Genomic DNA, 19,017 nt, shown 5'->3' with positions numbered 1-19,017 from the left:
TGTAACATGGCAAAGAATATAGAAATATTAGAAACAGATTCAGTTAAAAAGATTTATTTTAGATATTTAGTTCCTTCCTTAGTCGGAATGTTATTAATGTCTTTGAATATTGTAATTGATGGAATTTTTGTTGGGCATAAGCTCGGCGGAGTGGCGCTTGCAGGGATAAATATTGCTGTACCAGTATTTACGATTTTTACAGCTATTTCGATTTGGATTGGGATTGGTGCCGCGACCCAGTTTTCGTTTGCTATTGGAGAAAAAAATGTTCCTAAAGCGCAATCAATATTTACGAATGCAATTTTAGCAGTTGTTTCGATTACGGTGGTTATTGCAATCCTCGCTTTTATTTTTAAAGTACCACTAGCGTATTTTTTAGGCGCGAATGATGAAACGATTGGTTACGTACTGGAATATATGAATATACTACTTATTTTCGGATTTGCACTTACGCTTGAAAATATTTTAAGTATTTTTGTTCGTAATGATGGTGATCCGAATTTATCAATGATTGCCCTTATTGTTACAGCAATCAGTAATGTTATTTTGAATTATTTATTCTTATTTGTATTTGAATGGGGCGTAACCGGATCTGCACTTGCTACGATGATTGCTATTATTATCGGTGTGCTTATCCTAACTACCCATTTCTTTAAAAAATCCAGTCGCTTGAAATTTGTAAAAGTGAATTGGAATAAAGCTTTTTTCAAAAAAACACTGGGCATCGGCTTGCCAAGTTTTTTAGCAGAAGTTGGCGTGTCGGTATTTACTTTCGGATATAATATTTCCATCGCAGCCATTGCTGGTACTGCAGGAGTTGCAGCATTCTCGGTTTTAAATTATACCCATAGTGTGATTTTAATGTTGTTCCTTGGCATGGGTTCAGCGATTCAGCCACTTATAAGTTATTACCGCGGGGCAAGGGCGAGAGAAAAAGAAATTGAAACATTGAAAATTGCGATTGTCGTAGCATTTGGTACCGGGGTTGCTTTCTTATTAGTTGGGTTATTTGGTTCTAATCTGCTCGTTTCGATGTTCGGAAACTTTAGTGCAGAAATTCGAGAACTTGCAAGCAACGGAATTAAGTTATTCTATTCAGCTTACTTATTTATGGGCTTTAACTTTGTTATGATGACTTACTTCCAAACTTCTGATAAAGTCAAAATGGCAACATGGATTACGATTTCACGAGAAATTATTTTCATGGTAATCTTCTTGCTTATTTTACCACCAATTATTGGCATTCCAGGTGTTTGGTTAGCAATTCCAATTTCAGAAATGATTGTAGCTATTTCGATTGTATTTTACATGAAGAAGAAACATATCTTATTTAAATAAAACAAAGACGGAGATCTAGTATCTTCGTCTTTTTAGGATGATTTGGCAAAAAAATAAGATTAAAAAGAGTATATTTCCATTTGTTTCCTTTTTCCTCAGTATGGCGATTTAAATGGTAAAATATTGTTCTACGTTTCCGTTTACGTAGGAATGCTTTAAAAAGGGAATGAATAGTTACTATTTTATGGACTCCTGAGTGTTTTAGGAATCCTGTTTTACTTTGCTGTTTTATAGTTGCATGTGGGAGCAATGGAAACTCTGTAGGGAAATGTATGAGGGATAATTTTACAGAAAATGCAAAATAAAATAATAGCGATTCAAGGAATTTTTTAATGTCTTTACTTTGCCATTGGTGTAAAAAGCTAATGGCGAAAGTAAAGAAAAACATTAAATATGGCAAATTAGTGAAGCGTGTAAAGATGCTTGAAATCAAGTCTAGTACTGATTTTAAGCCTTGTGTAAGACTGGATAATTATAACCGAAAAAACATTCGTTATGAAAAGAAGCTAAAACTATTAAATAAGGTATTTGTTTTCTAAAAATAAATGTATATAATTAAAAGAAAAGTTTTCTAAGTAATGGCGGTGACATCATGGATTTAATCGGTTTACGAATTAGAAATATCCGTAAAATAAAACAACTTACTTTAAAAGAGGCGGCTAAAGGAATCATTTCCGTCCCTTATTTAGCTAATATAGAAAATGGTGTGAAAGTGGCTTCTTTTGAAACGTTAATGCATATAGCGAAACGTCTGGAAATACCGGAAGAAGCTCTTTTAATAGGTAATGAAGATTTAAATAAAGAATTATTACAAGAACTCAAGCAGATATTTGATTTACTTGTTTTTTCAAATACAAAAGAAGCGGGAGATAGACTTGATCAAATAGCTGCGAATGTCGATTTACTGTGTGAATCTCCTGTTATAGAACTTAGTTTTTACTGGCTTCAAGCAGGTTTTTACTATAAAACATGGGAATTTTCTAAAGCTAGAGAAATAGAAAGAAAGTATTTGAATAGTAATGAAAAGCGTGTAGTGGAGTCATTCCCACCGGATTTGCTTAGTTATTATTACTATGGGCAAGCTGTGAAACATTCTCATGCTACTTGCGACTATCAATTGGCAGTGGAGTACTGGGAAAAAAGCATTGATTTAACTGATAAAGCTGCGTTTCAAGTGGTTTTTCAAGTGGGGCTTTGTATTAATTACATATGTCTAAATAACTATGAACCTGCTTTAAAACACATTGAATGTGCCTGGAACTTAATTAAGAGATTCCCGAGCAAAGACCAAGAAAGAATCACGGCCATTTTATATTTGTATGGTTATATAAACTTTCAAATTGGCTTTATGACTGAAGCAAAGCGGAAATTTGAAGAAGTGCTAGTATTTTTTAACATGTATCCAGAAGCTAAAACAATGTATTCTTTTCTTGTTCGCTTTAAGCTGGCAGAAATAGAAAGAGTCGAAGGTAATCATGAGTTATTCGATGAAAAGATAGTTTGTTTATACGAGGAATTAATGGCGCATGAGGCTTCCGAGATAGGTTTTAATAATAATGACTATCTTGTAATTACGGAACTGATGGTTATTTTTGCCGAACAAGGGTCCCTGATAGAAGCAAGTAACTTACTGGTCATTATTAACAAAGTAACTGAGCAAGTAATGGAAATCAATTTTTTTGTAACCTATACGGAAACATTACTGCTGTACCATCAAAACAAGCAATCTAGCTATGAAAAGAAAATGTTAGACTTGCTTAAAAAAATTGATGAATCCAATGATCCAGCATTAATTGAACGCGTAAAAAAACACGCAAGTAAGCACTTCGCTGACTCAACGAAATATAAAATGGCATATAATATTTTAGCTTAGTATAAAAAAGGAAGACCAGTTCAGTAATTAACGTGGTTTTCCTTTTTTCGTTGGAGTGTAATTTGTTCTATCAAAAAAGGTTTCGTAACTGTATGAACAATTACGAAACCTACTTGTAGTTCTCTATGCGGCCGAGAGGACTTGAACCTCCACGAGTTTTACCTCACTAGGCCCTCAACCTAGCGCGTCTGCCGATTCCGCCACGACCGCGTATGCGTAGCAAAACTAATTATAATATTGATTCTATTATTTTGTCAATAAATTCTGCACAGATAATTGGAAAAAAGTAAGCGTATTCTTGTATAATGGAGAATAGCGAATTTATTGGAGGGAGAGCTAATTATGGATGTGACCCAATTGAAAATGTTGCGTAATGCGAAAGTGGTTTCAGAAATAAAAAAGGGTTTTTCTATCGATAAGAAATATCAGGTGGATGAAACCTATCTTGTACGTGTTTTTCCAAAAGAGTTACTCCAAACACGAAAGCAAGAATTTGAAATAATCCAAGCGTTAGGTTCTCAAACTCCATTTGTTCCACGAGCATATGATTTTGGCTGTACCGGCGGAGAAGGCTATATGATTATTGGTTATGTGCGCGGTGAAGATGCGGAAAATGGCATGTTTAGATTATCACATTCCGAACAGTTTAAGGCTGGTTTTTCAGCAGGGGAAATTTTACGAGAAGTTCATAAAATACCGCTAGATATACCAAAAATGAACTGGTTGGATTTTCAAACGGCTAAATTTAAACGAAAAGTGGAGGAATTAAAAGAATTAGAAATAACAGCTTCTTTTTTAACAGAAACCGAACAGTTTGTTTATGAGAATATAGCTAGATTAAAAAATAGACCGGTTTGTTTACAACATGGAGATTTTCATCCAGCGAATATTATTTTAAAGAACAAAAAGTTTGCGGGGCTAATTGATTTTAATCGGCTAGAGTTCGGGGATCCTTTATTTGATTTAGCTAAAATCGGCTTTTTTACAACAGAGGTCAGTATACCTTTTGCACGAGGAAATATTTTAGGCTATATTGATAAAGAAGAAGTTACGGATTTTTGGAATCTTTATGCGCTTTACACGGCGATGCATATTACTTCGGCCGTTAATTGGGCGGCAAAAAATGAATCTCGTAATTTTAATAAGTTAATGAATTATGCAGCAAAGACGGCAGCTAGTCATGATAATTTTCAGAAGCTGATGCCAGACTGGATGAACGAGGAGGAATTCAAATGACTGAAAAGAAAATTGATTTTAAAAAAGAGGAAAAGAAATTCTATGCGCCTAAAAGAAAACCAGAGCGTATTTTTGTTCCGGAAATGAATTTTTTGATGGTGGATGGGAAAGGCGATCCGGACGGAGAGGAGTATCAAAAGGCAGTGCGGTCACTTTATGCGATTGCGTACACGATTAAAATGAGCAAGATGGGCGAGACGCGTCTGGATGGTTACTCGGATTTTGTTGTACCGCCGCTGGAAGGTTTTTGGTGGTCTGAAGGGAAATTTGATTTAAAGGACAGAGATGCGTGGCTTTGGACATCGATTCTTAGACAACCGGACTTTGTTACCGAAGAAGTGTTGGAGTGGGCGAAAGAGGTTGCAAGGAAGAAAAAGCCTGACGTTGATACGAGTCGCGTGAAATTGGTTCGTTTTGAGGAAGGGGAATGTGTGCAAATGATGCATGTGGGGCCATTCAGTGAGGAAGTGCATACTGTGGCGGAAATGCATCAATTTATGGAAACAGAAGGGCTTCGGAACGACACCGGAGCTATTCGGAAACATCATGAAATCTATTTGAGCGATCCGCGAAAAGCAAATCCGGAAAAAATGAAGACCATCCTTCGACTTCCAGTGAGTTGAATAATTGGAATGTTTTGCGTTATAGTATAGAAGAAATAGGACAAAGGCGACTGCCCGAAATGTAAATATTTCAGGGTAGTTTTTTTGTGAAGTGGGGTTTTTGAGGATGTATTTTTTATATGTGGGGATTTTTGGTGCGTTAGGCGGAATGTGCCGGTATGCGATGAATTTATGGCTTGGCGGCGGAGATTTTCCTTCTGCGACTTTAGCAGTTAATCTAATAGGTTGTTTTTTATTAGCTTTCATAATGCCTTTTTTGGCGGAAAAATCGCGTATTTCATTGGTGCTTTTAAACGGAATTGGGACTGGGTTTATTGGCGCATTCACGACTTTTTCGGCATTTAGTGTGGATACGATTGAATTGTTGCAACAAGGTGAAGTGGTGTTAGCTATTAGTTATATTTTGGTGAGCTTAATTGGTGGGCTTGTGATGGTGAAGTTTGGTAGAAGTTTTAGTAATAAGCTCTTGAGGCGAGGTGCGCATCATGTTGATTAATTTCTTGCTTGTCGGTTTTGGTGCAAGCCTTGGTGCGATGTTGCGTTATGGTATTTCTATATTTGTCAAAAGTAAATGGAAAACGGATTTTCCTTATGCGACTTTTTTTATAAATATCACAGGATCATTTTTGCTAGGATTTCTTGTTTCTACTGCGCTTGGGCCAATATTGCAGCTTTTTTTAGGCACGGGTTTTATGGGCGGATACACGACATTTTCGACTTTTAAAGTAGAGAGTATGGAATTAAAGTGGAAGACGAATTTTCAGGTGTTATTTTCATATGTTGGTTTGACTTATTTATGTGGTTTAATCGCAGCTTTTATCGGAATCATGCTTGGTGTATAAGAATTGTTTAAGAAAATAAGAAAACGATTGCCTGTATTTACGCAAGATGCTATGCTAGAAAGAACGAAAAGCTTCAGAGAGGACGAGAACAAGAGATGACAGGTTTTAAGAAGGTAATCTGGTCGGTTTTACTAGTCGTAATATTTTTGGCAGGCTGTAATCAGGAAGTAGTTCCTGCTTTAGTCCTTGATGGAACAGTGACAGATGCTAGTTTATTAGAAAATAATAAACAATTAACTGTAAATGGCACGTTAACATGGAGCGGCGAAAAAAATAATTATGCGAGCGAACTAATTGTAACGGTTAATAGCAATACTGCAGTAACAAATGCCACTACTGGTAAGACGATGAAACTTTCGGATATTAAAGATGGTGATACGATTAAAGCTACATTCCCACAAGGCACAAATGTAACTTCACCGGCACCAGGGAAAATTTCTGAAAATGCAACTTCATTAAAAGTAACGCCAAAATAAAAACGTTCCCTTTTTTAAGGGGCGTTTTTTTATTAACTAAGTGAAAAGTTAAGTTAATTGTGACTAACTAGTGAATAATCTATAAATCTCCTTGTTTTCTGTACTTAAATTGTGTTAGTTTAAATGTATTAACGATACAGGGGGAGAACTATGAAAAAAGGGATATTATTTTCAATTTTGTTAGCTTTAGCGTTAGTAGTCAGTGCTTGTGGTGGGAATTCAGCAGCGAAAACACCACAAGAAAAATTTGTTCAAACAATGAAAAATGCAACTAATGTACCGGATCAATCTACATATACAACTTCTTTTGCCGTAACCGATATAGATGTTGCGAGTGCTGATTCCAGCGCTCAAACGATGGGGATTTTAAAAGATATTAAGCTTTCAATGACAACTTCAACAGATAAAACAGCAAAAAAATCAGAAACTAAATTAAACTTAACTTCCACGAATAATTTACTCCCAGTTTCCATTAATTTGGACTTCTTATTAGACAGTAAAACAGGTAATGTCTTTATTCCACTTAAAACTATTGTTCAGCCAGATGCTTCATTACTAAGTTATTTAGACCAATCAACTGGTGGCATGTGGTCACAAATTAATACCGAATATCCAGATTTAAAAAACAAATATCTTAGCACGGAAGAATTAACCAGTTCATTAACAGGCAAATCAGAAGCTAAGACTGCTGCTAACACAAAAGAAATGGAAGCAGCCTCCAAAGATTTAAATAAAAAAACGACTAAATTAATTGATAGTTATTTCAGTGGTTTAGAAAAAGATCGTTTTAAAGAAGCGGATGATGGCACACTTACAATCACACTTACAAACGCCGACCTTGCTAATATGATGAATCAAGTAGCAAAAATGATGGACGATGAAAAAGTAAAAGCAGACTTTAAAGTTATTGTAGAAAGCCAAGGTTCAGAAGCGGTAACAGATTTTGATACGACTTATACAGAAATGCAAACAAGCATAAAAGACGCAGCTAAATCTTTAAAAGACAATAAAGACACGAGCATTCACATTAAAGTTTCTGTAAAACCTGGCAAAGACAATTCATTTGATGCAATCACTCTTAAAACCAAAATCGATGATAAATCCGATGCTAATGCAGAGCAATCAATTAGTTTTACTGTGAAAACAAAAGCGGAGAAATTTGTACCAATAGCAGATTTCCCAACCAAAGACCAACTTATATCGAGCGAAGAATTAAATAAAATTATTACTGAAGTTACCATGAAAATGTACGGTGGAATGGATTTAACTGGAACTGGTTATTAATTCATCCGAAAGACGCAGCGACTTAGGTTGTTGCGTTTTTTTGATTTTTATTTTGGCGCGGCTTTGTGGTATGATATGTAGAGAAAATGATGGACGGGTGAGGTAATGGAATTCGAATTAATAATGACAAATGAAAGAGAGACAAGGCTTCTCGCAAAACAACTCGGTGAACAATTAGCAGCCGGAGATGTGATTTTACTTGAAGGCGATCTCGGCGCGGGGAAAACTACTTTTACAAAAGGTCTTGGGGAAGGCCTTTTAATTCCGCAAATGATTAAAAGCCCGACATTTACGATTATCCGCGAATATAAAAAAGGGCGCTTGCCACTTTATCATATGGATGTATACCGCTTGGAGGATGCTTCAACTGATGAGCTCGGTTTGGAAGAATATTTTTACGGAGCGGGTGTGAGTGTGGTTGAATGGGCGCAGTTTGTTCGGGAGGATTTACCGGAAGAATACTTGGAAATTAAGCTTTTTCATATAGATGAGAATACGCGTAAGATGATAGTGAAGCCAGTTGGAGAAAGATATGAGCAACTGGCGATGGAGGTTTTTGGGAAATGATACTTGGAATGGATACGTCTTCAGATACGATGACGATAGCACTTTTTAATGAAGGTGTTGTTCTTGGTGAATATACGACGAATTTGAAAAAAAATCATAGTGTGCGATTACTTCCGGCAATTGCTGCTTTAATGGAAGAATGTGCCGTAAAACCAACTGATATAGAAAAAATTGCTGTTGCTAAAGGTCCGGGTTCTTATACAGGACTTCGGATTGGTGTAACCGTTGCGAAAACAATGGCGTGGGATGCTGGAATTCCAATTGTCGGGATTTCTTCCTTAGCACTTTTAGCAGAAAATGGTTTATACTTCCCTGGAAAAGTCGTTGCTTTGATGGATGCTCGTCGTATGAATGTGTATGCGGGTGTTTATCGTGCAAGTGACGGTGTAATGAAAAACATTGTAGCGGATAGCCACATTGCGCTTACTGATTTACTTGAACAATTAACGGCGGAGAAGGAAGCGATTTTATTTGTTGGCACGTTAACGGAACAAATTCGTCTTACTGTGACGGAAGTTTTAGGGGAACGTGCTGTATTTAGTCAAGCTGATTATACTTATGCACGGGCTAGCTCACTTGTAAAACTGGCGGAAAACATGGACGGTGAACCAGCAGACAATTTTGTCCCAGATTATTTAAAACTGGCAGAAGCGGAAAGCAAATGGTTGGAATCGAGGGGTTCTGAGTGAGTTTGGACACGGCCTTAGTATTTCGAGAGGCAACTGTTGCGGATTTAAAAAGTATTATGAATGTAGAAAATGCTGCATTTACAGTACCTTGGACAGAAGCCGCTTTTCGAAATGAATTTATTATTAATCAATATGCCTACTATTTACTTGCGACTTATAAGGATCAAGTTGTCGGGTACGCGGGTGTATGGCTGGTGCTAGATGAAGGGCACATTACGAATATTGCGATTCATCCCGATTTTCAAGGTAATCACTACGGCGAGGCACTTTTACGGGAAATGATTCGTGTTGCAAAAGAGCGCGGTGTTGTTCGGATGACTTTAGAAGTTCGCGTTTCAAACGATGTAGCACAAGGGCTTTACAAGAAATTAGGATTTCAAGACGGCGCCATTCGGAAAAACTATTATCCGGATACGAAAGAAGATGCGCTAGTGATGTGGGTGGACTTATGAAAAAAAATACATTAATTCTTGGGATAGAATCGAGCTGTGATGAAACAGCTGCTTCTGTTGTGAAAAATGGTTGTGAAATAGTATCTAGCGTTGTGGCTTCGCAAATAGAAAGTCATAAGCGATTTGGTGGCGTGGTTCCAGAAATTGCATCTCGTCATCATGTGGAGCAAATTACGCTCGTGATTGAAGAAGCTTTAAAACAAGCGAATGTAACGATGGACGATTTAGACGGGGTAGCGGTAACTGAAGGTCCTGGTTTAGTCGGTGCACTTCTAATTGGCGTCAATGCTGCAAAAACACTTGCTTTTATGCATAATTTGCCTTTAGTTGGTGTGCATCATATTGCTGGACATATTTATGCGAATCGCTTTGAAACAGAATTTCAATTTCCGCTTTTATCGTTAGTTGTCAGTGGTGGGCATACAGAACTTGTTTTAATGAAAGCAGATAATGAATTTGAAATTATCGGGGAAACAAGAGATGATGCGGCCGGCGAAGCATACGATAAAGTGGCGCGTACACTTGGTTTAGCTTATCCAGGTGGTGTTCAAATTGATAAACTTGCAAAAGATGGTGAAGACACGTTCCATTTTCCGCGGGCGATGATGGATGATGGTTCGTTTGACTTTAGTTTTAGCGGATTGAAGTCTTCTTTTATTAATACGGTGCATAATTTAAGACAGCGCGGGGAAGAACCAAATCCTAATGATATGGCAGCTAGTTTTCAAGCTAGTGTAGTCGATGTTTTAGTAAGTAAGACGATTCGCGCAGCTAAACAACATGGCGTGAAACAATTGCTTCTTGCTGGTGGAGTAGCGGCAAATCAAGGTTTGAGAGAGCGACTTATTCAAGAAGTAAAATTAGAACTTCCGGATACCGAGCTGATTATTCCGCCGTTATCGTTATGTGGTGATAATGCGGCTATGATTGCCGCTGCAGGGACAGTGAGTTTCTTACAAGGAAAACGAAGCAATTATGATATGAATGCAAATCCAGGTTTATTGCTGGAAGACATTTAAAAAAGCATGCGGAGTTAAATTCCGCATGCCCGGGACTGCAATCAAAGTAATTTCTCACTTTGATTGCAGTCTTTTTTTACATTGTTTTAGTTAAAAATTGTCGGACTTTTTCTTCGTAAGTTTCTGGCTCAACAGTGAATGCTTGACCATGTTCAGCGCCTTTTACAACCCATTTTTCCTTGTAGCTTTTGGTGGCGTCATATAGTTCTTCTACCATAGAAGTAGGGACAAATGCATCTGAATCACCGTGAATATAGAAAATAGGTAAATCAGTTTCAGCTACGGCATTAATCGCACTTGCTTCACTGAAAAAGAAACCTTCTTTTACTTTATTGATAAGACTAGCCATTGGAATGATTGGGAATTTCGGTAAATGAAACATTGCTTTTAATTGATAAGCTAGTTCGGCGTCCATGGAAGTATAGCCACAATCCGCGATAATACTTTTTACTTGTTTCGGCAGCTTTTCGGCACTTGTCATGAGGACGGTGGAACTCCCCATGGAAACACCATGAAGGACAATTTCTGTATCATCGCCATTTTTATCGAGTACTTGGTTTGTCCACTGAACATAATCTTTACGTTCTGGCCAACCAAAGCCTATATTTTTTCCTTCACTTTCGCCGTGTGCTCTTGCGTCAGGCATTAATACATTGTAGCCGAATTTTTGATTATACATCCTTGCTAGACCAGCCATTTCGACTTTGCCGCTTTTCCCTCGATAACCATGTGCCAAAATAATGGTTGTATTGGAAGGTGAGGGTGCTTCTAAATAATTAGCGACTAGTTTCAAGCCATCTGCTGAGGTTTCTGTCCATTTTGTTAGACGTTGTTGCTCCATCCAAGCGATATTTTCTTGGCGATTTTTCTTCGCAAGTTTGGCTGTTTTTGTAGTTTGATCGGCAGTCGGTTTATCATTCATACTTGAATTATCACGAGATAGCGCATAGCTATATAAGTAAAAACTTGCGCAAATACTAATAATTACAAGTAACCCAACGATAATTGAACCAGAAATAATTAAAATCTTTTTCATTGTTAGCTCCTTTTTTTATGTAGATTACATAGATTCTAGTTCTTCGCTTACTTTTTCCCATTCCTCCATCAATTTTTCACCACGTGCTTTTACCACATCAAGTTCCTGCGTAATTTCAAAAGCTTTCTCATGGTCTTGAAAAATTTCCGGTTTGGTTAATTGAAGTTCTAGTTCGGCGATTTTTTTATCTGTTTCTTCCATAGACTTTTCTACTTCTTCTAGTTTGCGTTTTCTTTGACGAAGTAGTTTTTGTTGTTCTTTTTCTTCTTGATAATTTAGTTTTCTAACCGAGGCAGTTGCTTCGACAGGTTCCCCTTTTTTACGACGATCTTCTGCATCAAGGCGCGCTAGTTCTTTTGCTTCGGCGATTTTTTCCTGATAATAATCATAATCGCCAAGAAAAACGGTCGCTTTTTCTGGGGCTAGTTCTACTACTTTTGAAGCGATGCGATTAATAAAGTAACGGTCATGAGAAACAAATAGAATCGTTCCTTCAAAATCAATCAAAGCAGCTTCTAAAACTTCTTTACTTTCAATGTCTAAATGGTTGGTAGGTTCATCAAGAATTAGCACATTGGCTTCAAGTAAAGTAAGTTTGGCAAGAGCGAGTCTAGCTTTTTCACCACCACTAAGGGATTGAACGTTTTTTAGGACGTCATCATCTGAAAATAAGAAATTACCCAGTGTTGTTCGAACGTTCACTTCATTTAATTCTGGATAATCATCCCAAAGTTCCATCAAAACAGTTTTGTTGGATGTTAGTTTAGCTTGTTCTTGGTCATAGTAACCGATTTTGACACCTGCTCCAAAATGAAATTCACCGCTAAGAGCTGGAATATCACGAATAAGTGTTTTAAGAAGGGTAGATTTACCGATTCCGTTTGGACCAACGAGCGCTAGACTATCTTGACGTTTCATTTCGAATGTTAGATTGGAAGCGATGCGCTTGTCTTTGGCGTAACCAATACTTAATTCATCTACCATTAAAACATCCTTACCAGTTTGCTTTTCAAATTGGAAGCCAAAATGAGCAGATTTTTCGTCGCCTTGAGGTCGGGCGAGTACATCCATTTTTTCTAATTGTTTTCTTCTGCTCTGAGCTCGCTTAGTTGTAGAAGCTCGAACGATATTTCTAGCGACAAAATCTTCTAGCTTGGAAATTTGTTTTTGTTGTTTATCGAATTCTTTCCACATTTGTTCAAGTTTAGCTTGTTTTTGACTAACAAATGAACTGTAATTTCCTTTGTAGTGATCAATTCTTGTGCGGCTAATTTCGTATACTTGGTTAACGACTTTATCTAGGAAATAGCGGTCATGAGAAACGATAAGTAAAGAACCATGATAGTTTTGCAAATAGGTTTCTAACCATGCTAGTGTTTCAATGTCTAAATGGTTTGTCGGTTCATCGAGAACAAGAATATCCTGTTTCGCGAGTAATAACTTAGCCAGTGCAAGCCTTGTTTTTTGCCCACCGCTGAGTGAGGCGATTTCTACTTCATAATCTTCTGGATAAAAGCGTAAACCGTTTAAAACGGAACGGATTTCTGCTTCATACGTATACCCACCAACTTCTTTAAAAGTATGTTGCAAGGTATCGTAATCGGTCATCAATGCTTGATATTTTTCCGGATTATTATAAAGCTCAGGTTCCCCAAGACGAAGCTCCATTTTGCGTAAATCTGCTTCCATTTTTCTAAGTGAATCAAAAACACTTAACATTTCATCCCAAATTGTTTTCGTGGATTCAAGGCCAGTATTTTGAGCCAAATAGCCAATTTCGACACTTTTAGGTTTAGAAATTGTTCCGCCGTCATAACTCATTTTTCCAGCGATAATTTTAAGTAAAGTAGATTTACCAGCGCCATTTCGGCCAACTAAGGCAATTCGGTCGCCTGTTTTTACTTCTAATTTAATATTATCTAAAATAACTTCTGCACCGAAGAATTTAGAAATTTGCTGAACTTGTAATAATATCATAATCTCTCTCCTCGAACGTTCTCCTTACTAGTTTATCTTAAAAGCCAAGTAATCGCAATGAGAGAAGAAGGGCTTCACGTATAAGGTAGATTGTGAAAACACTCGCATTATTTGTGATTTTAGCGTAGAATGGAAAAGAAGGAAAACACTAGATATTTTGCGGGACAAACTATTGCTTGAAAATCATGAGCAAAAAGTTTGTGCATTCCTTGTGAAATGTTTATAGTATATAAGCAAGCATGTGAAAGGAAGTACAGTTCACAAAAGCTTCAACTTCAGAAAAAATTTAAAAGAAGAAGGGACAGAAGGCATGATGGAGGAAACAACAAAAATTCCACAAGCGACAGCAAAACGCTTACCATTATATCATCGTTACTTGAAATACCTAGATGAATCAGGCAAGGAACGAGTATCATCTGCGGAATTAAGTGAAGCGGTGAAAGTTGATTCAGCGACTATTCGACGTGATTTTTCGTACTTTGGCGCATTAGGTAAGAAAGGATACGGGTATAACGTTTCTTACATACTCGACTTTTTCAGTAAAACACTTAGTCAGGACAAACAGACAAATGTTGCACTAATCGGTGTAGGTAACCTAGGTACAGCATTATTACATTATAATTTCATGAAAAACAATAATATCAAAATCGTTGCGGCATTTGATGTAGACCCAGCGAAAGTTGGTAGTGTTCAACAAGACATTCCAATTTATCACTTAAATGATATGGAAGAAATTGTTCGTGAAAATGGTGTGGAAGTAGTTATTCTGACAGTTCCAGCTGATGAAGCACAAGTAACTGTAGATCGTTTAATTGAAGCAGATGTTAAAGGTATTCTAAACTTTACGCCAGCTCGTATTAGCGTTCCAAAACAAGTTCGTGTGCACCATATCGATCTTACAACGGAATTACAAACGTTAATCTATTTCCTGGAAAACTATCCAGCGAAAACAGAATAAAAAAACCTGTAGAAGGTAAGCAACACTTACTTTCTACAGGTTTTTTTTACGTCTTTTAAGCCCAGTGATAATAAGGCCAATACCAATACCAAAATCAATTAACATCATGAGTATAAGTATATAGGCAACAAGATCATAACCATATTCAGCCACTCGAACAATAACAAAATAGACAAATACAAGACCAAGCGCAAAATAAAGAAAACTTTGCTTTATTAATGAATTTTTCATATTATCCTCCAATGATTCCAAGACTCACGAGCAAAACAATGGTATTCATTAAAATATGTGCGCCCATCGAAACAGCAATTCGTTTCGTTTTCGTATAAAGAAAACAAAGAATTAGACCGATGACAAAATAAGTAAGTAAAAAGGAAATATCCCCGTGAAGTAGCCCAAAGAATAGCGAACTAATAACTGCAGCCACATGAATGTTCATCACATTACTCAGCCCACCAAAAACCACTTTTCTAAAAACAAGCTCTTCTAAAATTGGCCCGAGAACTGAAATGAAAATCAAGAAAATAGGCGCAGATCTAGTTAAATCAACAAGTAATTCTGTGTTTGCCGATTCACCAATATTCCCAGAAATTAGCGTTAGAATAATGCTACAAATAAATTGTGCTACGTATAACCCAATCACTCCACCAATAATCCACACAATACTCAGAAATGGTGCAGTTTTTTCACCGAGTTCGATTTTATTTTCTTTTGGTTTTCTATAAAGCATTGGAATAATAATGGCCAGTGATAATAAATTAGAAAAAATCGACCATGTAATTACCCCATAAGTTTGAGCATCCGCTGTAGACATCGAAGTCATACTAAGTAAAATATGTTGAACAACGGGAATCCCAATAGATGCAGAAAATAGTAATAATAAATAAACTAATACAATAGTAATATAACGTTTAGGCAAAAAATACGCATCCCTTCTAAAAACAAGCTCCAGCTAAATGCTTAAAAATAGCGGAAATAGCTCTTCTTATTGTACTAGTTATCACGCTTTACCGCAAATAAGAATTCTTTAATTTTTAAACGTTTTTGCTTGCAATTTTTATTTAGTTTGGTATCATAATAACTGTATTAGCACTCTAATGTGTCGAGTGCTAAAATGAAAAATGTAATTATATCAGAGGAGGTCATTTACATTGTTAAAACCATTAGGAGATCGTGTTGTAATTGAAGTACTTGAAGCAGAGGAAAAAACAGCGAGTGGGATTGTATTACCAGACTCTGCCAAAGAAAAACCGCAATCAGGGAAAATTGTTGCAGTCGGTTCAGGTCGTGTGCTAGATAACGGCACAAAAGAACCACTTGAAGTTGCAGAAGGTGACACGGTTATCTTCGCAAAATACTCTGGAACAGAAGTGACGTATGAAGGAACTGACTATCTGATTTTACGTGAAAGTGATATTTTAGCAATTACTAAATAATAAAAAAAAGAAATAATCGGAGGGAAATATAAAATGGCAAAAGATATTAAATTTAGTGAAGATGCTCGTCGTGCCATGTTACGTGGTGTCGACCAACTAGCAAACGCAGTAAAAGTAACGCTTGGCCCAAAAGGTCGTAATGTTGTTTTAGAAAAAAAATTCGGTTCTCCGTTAATTACAAATGATGGTGTAACGATTGCAAAAGAAATCGAATTAGAAGACCCATTTGAAAACATGGGTGCAAAACTTGTATCTGAAGTTGCTTCTAAAACCAATGATGTTGCTGGGGACGGAACTACAACTGCTACCGTTTTAGCGCAAGCAATGATTCAAGAAGGCTTGAAAAACGTAACAGCTGGAGCAAATCCAGTAGGCGTACGTCGTGGTATCGAAAAAGCCGTAGCAACTGCTATTGAAGAATTAAAAGCTATCTCTAAACCAATTGAAAGCAAAGAGTCTATCGCTCAAGTTGCTGCTATTTCTTCTGGTGATGAAGAAGTTGGTAAATTAATCGCAGAAGCAATGGAACGTGTTGGTAACGATGGCGTTATTACTATTGAAGAATCCAAAGGCTTTGCAACAGAATTAGACGTAGTAGAAGGTATGCAATTTGACCGTGGCTACACTAGCCCTTACATGGTAACTGATTCTGACAAAATGGAAGCAGTCCTTGAAAAACCATACATTTTAATTACAGATAAAAAAATCAACAACATCCAAGAAATCTTACCAGTTTTAGAACAAGTTGTTCAACAAGGTCGTCCAATGCTAATTATCGCGGAAGATGTTGAAGGGGAAGCTCAAGCAACTCTAGTACTAAACAAACTTCGCGGAACATTTAACGTAGTAGCAGTGAAAGCTCCTGGTTTCGGTGACCGCCGTAAAGCAATGCTAGAAGATATTGCTGTTTTAACTGGTGGACAAGTAATCACAGAAGACCTAGGTTTAGAACTGAAAACAGCAACAGTTGATCAACTTGGAACAGCTAACAAAGTAGTTGTAACAAAAGATGATACAACAATCGTAGAAGGAGCAGGTGATTCCACACAAATCAGCGCTCGCGTAAACCAAATCCGTGCGCAAATGGAAGAAACTACTTCTGAATTTGATAGAGAAAAATTACAAGAACGTTTAGCAAAACTTGCAGGTGGAGTAGCTGTTGTCAAAGTCGGCGCTGCAACTGAAACAGAGCTAAAAGAACGTAAATTACGTATTGAAGATGCACTTAACTCTACTCGTGCAGCAGTAGAAGAAGGTATCGTAGCTGGTGGTGGTACTGCTCTTGTAAGTATTTACAATAAAGTAGCAGCACTTGAAGCAGAAGGTGACGTAGAAACAGGTATCAACATCGTGCTTCGTTCTCTAGAAGAACCAGTTCGTCAAATCGCGCATAACGCTGGACTTGAAGGTTCCGTTATCGTTGAACGCTTGAAACACGAAGCGGTTGGCGTTGGTTTCAACGCAGCTAATGGCGAATGGGTAAACATGATTGACGCTGGTATTGTTGATCCAACAAAAGTTACTCGTTCCGCATTACAAAACGCTTCATCTGTTGCTGCTCTTCTATTAACTACAGAAGCTGTTGTAGCAGATCAACCAGATGAAAACGGCCCAGCAGCAGGCCCAGATATGGGAATGGGCGGCATGGGCGGTATGATGTAATTCATATCAACCGAACAATAAAAAAATCTCTGAAATTTTTCAGGGATTTTTTTTGAATTAAATTGAAGTTAGCTGCCTTATTTTTATAACAACAAACCAAAACTTGTCACGGGATATACAATTTTGGGACCTAAAAAGTAATCAGTTCTCTCCTAACCATTGTTATAATAAAAGAAAAGGAGATGCACTTGCTATGAGAGAAAATTCCATTATTGGTCGAATTATTGCATTTTGTGCGATTTGCTTTGCATTTTTTAATCCGAAAACGGTGACTTATTGGCTTGGAGTACGCGCGGAATCTGGGCCGGCTTGGTATCTTACAACAGTTGTCGCATGCGGAATTGCGGTTTTCGTACTGATCGATTTAATCAAAAAAATAATACGAAGAAAAGCAGCAGAATGATAATTTTCGTGGTATACTACTAGAAAAACGACTAGGAGAACGCCATGAACTGGACACGTATAAGTAGTATTTTAATAGTTGGTTTTACAGCATTTGGAGCAATTTATGGGGGATTATCGATGGTTTTTAAGCCTAGTGGTAGTCTTTTATCACTTTCGACCGGATTGCTTGATGGTTCACCGTTTGTCGATTATTTAATCCCAGGCATATTTTTATTCATATTTGTTGGGTTATTCCATTTAGCAGCACTAATTTATTTACTAAAAAAATTACCACGAACAAAAGAAGTCATGTTTGCAGCAGCGGCCGTACTCGCAGTCTGGATGGTAGTTCAAATACTCATTATCGGTTATGTATTTATTTTACAAATTATCTTCTTAGTAGTCGCTGTGGTGGAAATGTTCTTAGCGGTACAATTAAAGAAACAACAACAATAAAAAAACAGGAACCTTTAGTCAGAAATAATGACTTAGGTTCCTGTTTTTTTATGTGCTTATTTTTGTTGTTCTTTTAATAAATCGCGAATTTCTTTTAAGTATTCTTCTGTTGGAGGTACTGGTGTCTCTTCGGTTGGTTGTTCTTTTTTCTTGATAAAACTAGTAAGTACTTTGACAAAAATAAAAATGGCAAAAGCGATGATGACAAAGTCCACGATGGATTGAATAAATGCACCGTATTGAATGACTGATTTTCCAACTTTGAAGCTTAAATCTGAGAAATCAAGACCACCGAGGAGTACACCAACGAATGGCATGATGATGTTATTCACTAAAGATGAAACGATTTTTCCAAAAGCAGCCCCAATAACAACGGCCACCGCAAGATCTAGTACATTCCCTTTTAACGCGAAATCTCTAAATTCAACTAACATTTTTTTCATAAAATTCACCTCCCACATCTCAGTATAAAACATCTAACTGCGATGTGAAAGCAACTGAACTTATTTTAGTAATAAACTGCCGATGTATAGTGTCGGGGCCATTAAAGCATAACCAATAATAATAAAAGTAAGTGTTCGAAGCCAGAAAGAGCCCAGAATATTTGGTTTCCATTTAGCTAAGAGTGCTTGAAGCCACATCGTGATGAGTGTAACAAAAGCAAACATAAAAAATAATTCAATATAACGAAGCATAGAAAAATCCCCCT

Annotated in this window: 22 protein-coding genes, 1 tRNA gene and 1 pseudogene; 17 read left to right on the top strand and 7 right to left on the bottom strand. The window is 37.0% G+C overall.

What is annotated here, in order from left to right; genetic code table 11:
- Positions 1-6 precede the first annotated feature (6 nt).
- Both fepA and PQQ29_RS10765 read left to right on the top strand, forming a co-directional pair.
- On the top strand, positions 7-1,338 hold the full coding sequence (fepA, locus tag PQQ29_RS10770) for a multidrug efflux MATE transporter FepA (RefSeq protein ID WP_003769656.1): 1,332 nt from the start codon (positions 7-9) through the stop codon (positions 1,336-1,338).
- A gap of 592 nt (positions 1,339-1,930) precedes the next feature.
- On the top strand, positions 1,931-3,211 hold the full coding sequence (locus PQQ29_RS10765; protein ID WP_187983905.1) for a helix-turn-helix domain-containing protein: 1,281 nt from the start codon (positions 1,931-1,933) through the stop codon (positions 3,209-3,211).
- Between the two features lie 126 nt (positions 3,212-3,337).
- Here the strand turns inward: PQQ29_RS10765 and PQQ29_RS10760 are convergent.
- Positions 3,338-3,421, bottom strand: a tRNA-Leu gene (locus PQQ29_RS10760).
- Between the two features lie 132 nt (positions 3,422-3,553).
- Here PQQ29_RS10760 and PQQ29_RS10755 point away from each other — a divergent pair.
- The 10 genes from PQQ29_RS10755 to tsaD all read left to right on the top strand — a co-directional run bounded on the left by PQQ29_RS10755 (position 3,554) and on the right by tsaD (position 10,399).
- Complete coding sequence (locus PQQ29_RS10755) at positions 3,554-4,447, top strand: aminoglycoside phosphotransferase family protein (protein ID WP_187983906.1); 894 nt, start codon at positions 3,554-3,556, stop codon at positions 4,445-4,447.
- Complete coding sequence (locus PQQ29_RS10750) at positions 4,444-5,070, top strand: GyrI-like domain-containing protein (protein ID WP_045553911.1); 627 nt, start codon at positions 4,444-4,446, stop codon at positions 5,068-5,070. The genes PQQ29_RS10755 and PQQ29_RS10750 overlap by 4 nt, the downstream gene beginning before the upstream one ends.
- A 106-nt stretch (positions 5,071-5,176) precedes the next feature.
- Positions 5,177-5,566: a fluoride efflux transporter CrcB gene (gene crcB / locus PQQ29_RS10745; protein WP_003769645.1), complete on the top strand. Its 390-nt coding sequence runs from the start codon at positions 5,177-5,179 to the stop codon at positions 5,564-5,566.
- Positions 5,556-5,912, top strand: a complete 357-nt coding sequence (gene crcB, locus PQQ29_RS10740; protein WP_045552866.1) for a fluoride efflux transporter CrcB — start codon at positions 5,556-5,558, stop codon at positions 5,910-5,912. The genes crcB (PQQ29_RS10745) and crcB (PQQ29_RS10740) overlap by 11 nt, the downstream gene beginning before the upstream one ends.
- Before the next feature lie 95 nt (positions 5,913-6,007).
- Positions 6,008-6,388, top strand: coding sequence for a hypothetical protein (locus tag PQQ29_RS10735; RefSeq protein ID WP_003763337.1), 381 nt, complete (start codon positions 6,008-6,010; stop codon positions 6,386-6,388).
- 150 nt (positions 6,389-6,538) lie between these two features.
- Entirely contained in the window at positions 6,539-7,672 is a 1,134-nt protein-coding gene (locus tag PQQ29_RS10730) for an Lmo2079 family surface lipoprotein (RefSeq protein ID WP_033532853.1), read from the top strand.
- A 105-nt stretch (positions 7,673-7,777) separates the two neighbouring features.
- Positions 7,778-8,239 carry a tRNA (adenosine(37)-N6)-threonylcarbamoyltransferase complex ATPase subunit type 1 TsaE gene (tsaE, locus tag PQQ29_RS10725; RefSeq protein ID WP_003763333.1) on the top strand — a complete coding sequence of 154 codons (462 nt, stop codon included), beginning with the start codon at positions 7,778-7,780 and terminating at the stop codon, positions 8,237-8,239.
- On the top strand, positions 8,236-8,928 hold the full coding sequence (gene tsaB, locus PQQ29_RS10720) for a tRNA (adenosine(37)-N6)-threonylcarbamoyltransferase complex dimerization subunit type 1 TsaB (protein ID WP_187983907.1): 693 nt from the start codon (positions 8,236-8,238) through the stop codon (positions 8,926-8,928). Before tsaE ends, tsaB begins: the two co-directional genes overlap by 4 nt.
- Positions 8,925-9,380, top strand: a complete 456-nt coding sequence (gene rimI, locus PQQ29_RS10715) for a ribosomal protein S18-alanine N-acetyltransferase (RefSeq protein ID WP_033532855.1) — start codon at positions 8,925-8,927, stop codon at positions 9,378-9,380. The genes tsaB and rimI overlap by 4 nt, the downstream gene beginning before the upstream one ends.
- On the top strand, positions 9,377-10,399 hold the full coding sequence (gene tsaD / locus PQQ29_RS10710; RefSeq protein WP_187983908.1) for a tRNA (adenosine(37)-N6)-threonylcarbamoyltransferase complex transferase subunit TsaD: 1,023 nt from the start codon (positions 9,377-9,379) through the stop codon (positions 10,397-10,399). The genes rimI and tsaD overlap by 4 nt, the downstream gene beginning before the upstream one ends.
- Before the next feature lie 76 nt (positions 10,400-10,475).
- Here tsaD and PQQ29_RS10705 read toward each other — a convergent pair whose 3' ends face one another.
- A complete protein-coding gene (locus PQQ29_RS10705; protein ID WP_010991053.1) occupies positions 10,476-11,435 on the bottom strand; it encodes an alpha/beta hydrolase in 960 nt (319 codons plus the stop codon).
- A 24-nt stretch (positions 11,436-11,459) separates the two neighbouring features.
- Positions 11,460-13,412 (bottom strand): ABC-F family ATP-binding cassette domain-containing protein, encoded by a 1,953-nt coding sequence (locus PQQ29_RS10700; RefSeq protein WP_003769633.1) that lies wholly within the window; start codon positions 13,410-13,412, stop codon positions 11,460-11,462.
- 310 nt (positions 13,413-13,722) lie between these two features.
- On the opposite strand from PQQ29_RS10700, the gene PQQ29_RS10695 reads away from it, so the two are divergent.
- Positions 13,723-14,370: a redox-sensing transcriptional repressor Rex gene (locus tag PQQ29_RS10695; RefSeq protein ID WP_003722329.1), complete on the top strand. Its 648-nt coding sequence runs from the start codon at positions 13,723-13,725 to the stop codon at positions 14,368-14,370.
- Positions 14,371-14,396: 26 nt separating this feature from the next.
- On the opposite strand, the pseudogene PQQ29_RS10690 reads toward PQQ29_RS10695, so the two are convergent.
- Positions 14,397-14,601: pseudogene (locus PQQ29_RS10690) on the bottom strand (DUF4305 domain-containing protein).
- A 1-nt stretch (position 14,602) separates the two neighbouring features.
- The gene (locus PQQ29_RS10685) at positions 14,603-15,289 is read right to left on the bottom strand and encodes a CPBP family intramembrane glutamic endopeptidase (protein ID WP_010991051.1); all 687 of its coding nucleotides are present in this window, start codon (positions 15,287-15,289) and stop codon (positions 14,603-14,605) included.
- Between the two features lie 232 nt (positions 15,290-15,521).
- Here PQQ29_RS10685 and groES point away from each other — a divergent pair, with 232 nt between their 5' ends.
- The 4 genes from groES to PQQ29_RS10665 all read left to right on the top strand — a co-directional run bounded on the left by groES (position 15,522) and on the right by PQQ29_RS10665 (position 18,308).
- Positions 15,522-15,806: a co-chaperone GroES gene (gene groES, locus PQQ29_RS10680; RefSeq protein ID WP_003726504.1), complete on the top strand. Its 285-nt coding sequence runs from the start codon at positions 15,522-15,524 to the stop codon at positions 15,804-15,806.
- Positions 15,807-15,839: 33 nt separating this feature from the next.
- The gene (gene groL, locus PQQ29_RS10675; RefSeq protein ID WP_003767780.1) at positions 15,840-17,468 is read left to right on the top strand and encodes a chaperonin GroEL; all 1,629 of its coding nucleotides are present in this window, start codon (positions 15,840-15,842) and stop codon (positions 17,466-17,468) included.
- Between the two features lie 193 nt (positions 17,469-17,661).
- Positions 17,662-17,871 carry a hypothetical protein gene (locus PQQ29_RS10670; RefSeq protein ID WP_010991048.1) on the top strand — a complete coding sequence of 70 codons (210 nt, stop codon included), beginning with the start codon at positions 17,662-17,664 and terminating at the stop codon, positions 17,869-17,871.
- Positions 17,872-17,915: 44 nt separating this feature from the next.
- Positions 17,916-18,308, top strand: a complete 393-nt coding sequence (locus PQQ29_RS10665) for a hypothetical protein (protein ID WP_003769625.1) — start codon at positions 17,916-17,918, stop codon at positions 18,306-18,308.
- Between the two features lie 56 nt (positions 18,309-18,364).
- Here the strand turns inward: PQQ29_RS10665 and mscL are convergent, their stop codons facing one another.
- Both mscL and PQQ29_RS10655 read right to left on the bottom strand, forming a co-directional pair.
- Positions 18,365-18,751, bottom strand: a complete 387-nt coding sequence (mscL, locus tag PQQ29_RS10660; RefSeq protein ID WP_010991046.1) for a large conductance mechanosensitive channel protein MscL — start codon at positions 18,749-18,751, stop codon at positions 18,365-18,367.
- A gap of 60 nt (positions 18,752-18,811) precedes the next feature.
- On the bottom strand, positions 18,812-19,003 hold the full coding sequence (locus PQQ29_RS10655) for a hypothetical protein (protein ID WP_003763311.1): 192 nt from the start codon (positions 19,001-19,003) through the stop codon (positions 18,812-18,814).
- Positions 19,004-19,017: the final 14 nt, after the last annotated feature.

Source organism: Listeria innocua (genome assembly GCF_028596125.1).
Classification (GTDB): domain Bacteria; phylum Bacillota; class Bacilli; order Lactobacillales; family Listeriaceae; genus Listeria; species Listeria innocua.
The sequence above is the reverse complement of the archived record's forward strand: the minus strand, read 5'-3'. Positions and strand labels throughout refer to the sequence as shown.

What these genes read in the sequence shown, in the direction of transcription:
- mscL (WP_010991046.1), bottom strand. Translation starts at nt 18,751, where the DNA reads ATGAAAAAAATGTTAGTTGAATTTAGAGATTTCGCGTTAAAAGGGAAT.
- PQQ29_RS10700 (WP_003769633.1), bottom strand. Translation starts at nt 13,412, where the DNA reads ATGATATTATTACAAGTTCAGCAAATTTCTAAATTCTTCGGTGCAGAA.
- PQQ29_RS10670 (WP_010991048.1), top strand. Translation starts at nt 17,662, where the DNA reads ATGAGAGAAAATTCCATTATTGGTCGAATTATTGCATTTTGTGCGATT.
- PQQ29_RS10755 (WP_187983906.1), top strand. Translation starts at nt 3,554, where the DNA reads ATGGATGTGACCCAATTGAAAATGTTGCGTAATGCGAAAGTGGTTTCA.
- PQQ29_RS10665 (WP_003769625.1), top strand. Translation starts at nt 17,916, where the DNA reads ATGAACTGGACACGTATAAGTAGTATTTTAATAGTTGGTTTTACAGCA.
- PQQ29_RS10730 (WP_033532853.1), top strand. Translation starts at nt 6,539, where the DNA reads ATGAAAAAAGGGATATTATTTTCAATTTTGTTAGCTTTAGCGTTAGTA.
- crcB (WP_045552866.1), top strand. Translation starts at nt 5,556, where the DNA reads ATGTTGATTAATTTCTTGCTTGTCGGTTTTGGTGCAAGCCTTGGTGCG.
- PQQ29_RS10750 (WP_045553911.1), top strand. Translation starts at nt 4,444, where the DNA reads ATGACTGAAAAGAAAATTGATTTTAAAAAAGAGGAAAAGAAATTCTAT.
- PQQ29_RS10735 (WP_003763337.1), top strand. Translation starts at nt 6,008, where the DNA reads ATGACAGGTTTTAAGAAGGTAATCTGGTCGGTTTTACTAGTCGTAATA.
- groL (WP_003767780.1), top strand. Translation starts at nt 15,840, where the DNA reads ATGGCAAAAGATATTAAATTTAGTGAAGATGCTCGTCGTGCCATGTTA.
- PQQ29_RS10655 (WP_003763311.1), bottom strand. Translation starts at nt 19,003, where the DNA reads ATGCTTCGTTATATTGAATTATTTTTTATGTTTGCTTTTGTTACACTC.
- crcB (WP_003769645.1), top strand. Translation starts at nt 5,177, where the DNA reads ATGTATTTTTTATATGTGGGGATTTTTGGTGCGTTAGGCGGAATGTGC.
- tsaD (WP_187983908.1), top strand. Translation starts at nt 9,377, where the DNA reads ATGAAAAAAAATACATTAATTCTTGGGATAGAATCGAGCTGTGATGAA.
- PQQ29_RS10705 (WP_010991053.1), bottom strand. Translation starts at nt 11,435, where the DNA reads ATGAAAAAGATTTTAATTATTTCTGGTTCAATTATCGTTGGGTTACTT.
- fepA (WP_003769656.1), top strand. Translation starts at nt 7, where the DNA reads ATGGCAAAGAATATAGAAATATTAGAAACAGATTCAGTTAAAAAGATT.
- tsaE (WP_003763333.1), top strand. Translation starts at nt 7,778, where the DNA reads ATGGAATTCGAATTAATAATGACAAATGAAAGAGAGACAAGGCTTCTC.
- tsaB (WP_187983907.1), top strand. Translation starts at nt 8,236, where the DNA reads ATGATACTTGGAATGGATACGTCTTCAGATACGATGACGATAGCACTT.
- PQQ29_RS10695 (WP_003722329.1), top strand. Translation starts at nt 13,723, where the DNA reads ATGATGGAGGAAACAACAAAAATTCCACAAGCGACAGCAAAACGCTTA.
- PQQ29_RS10765 (WP_187983905.1), top strand. Translation starts at nt 1,931, where the DNA reads ATGGATTTAATCGGTTTACGAATTAGAAATATCCGTAAAATAAAACAA.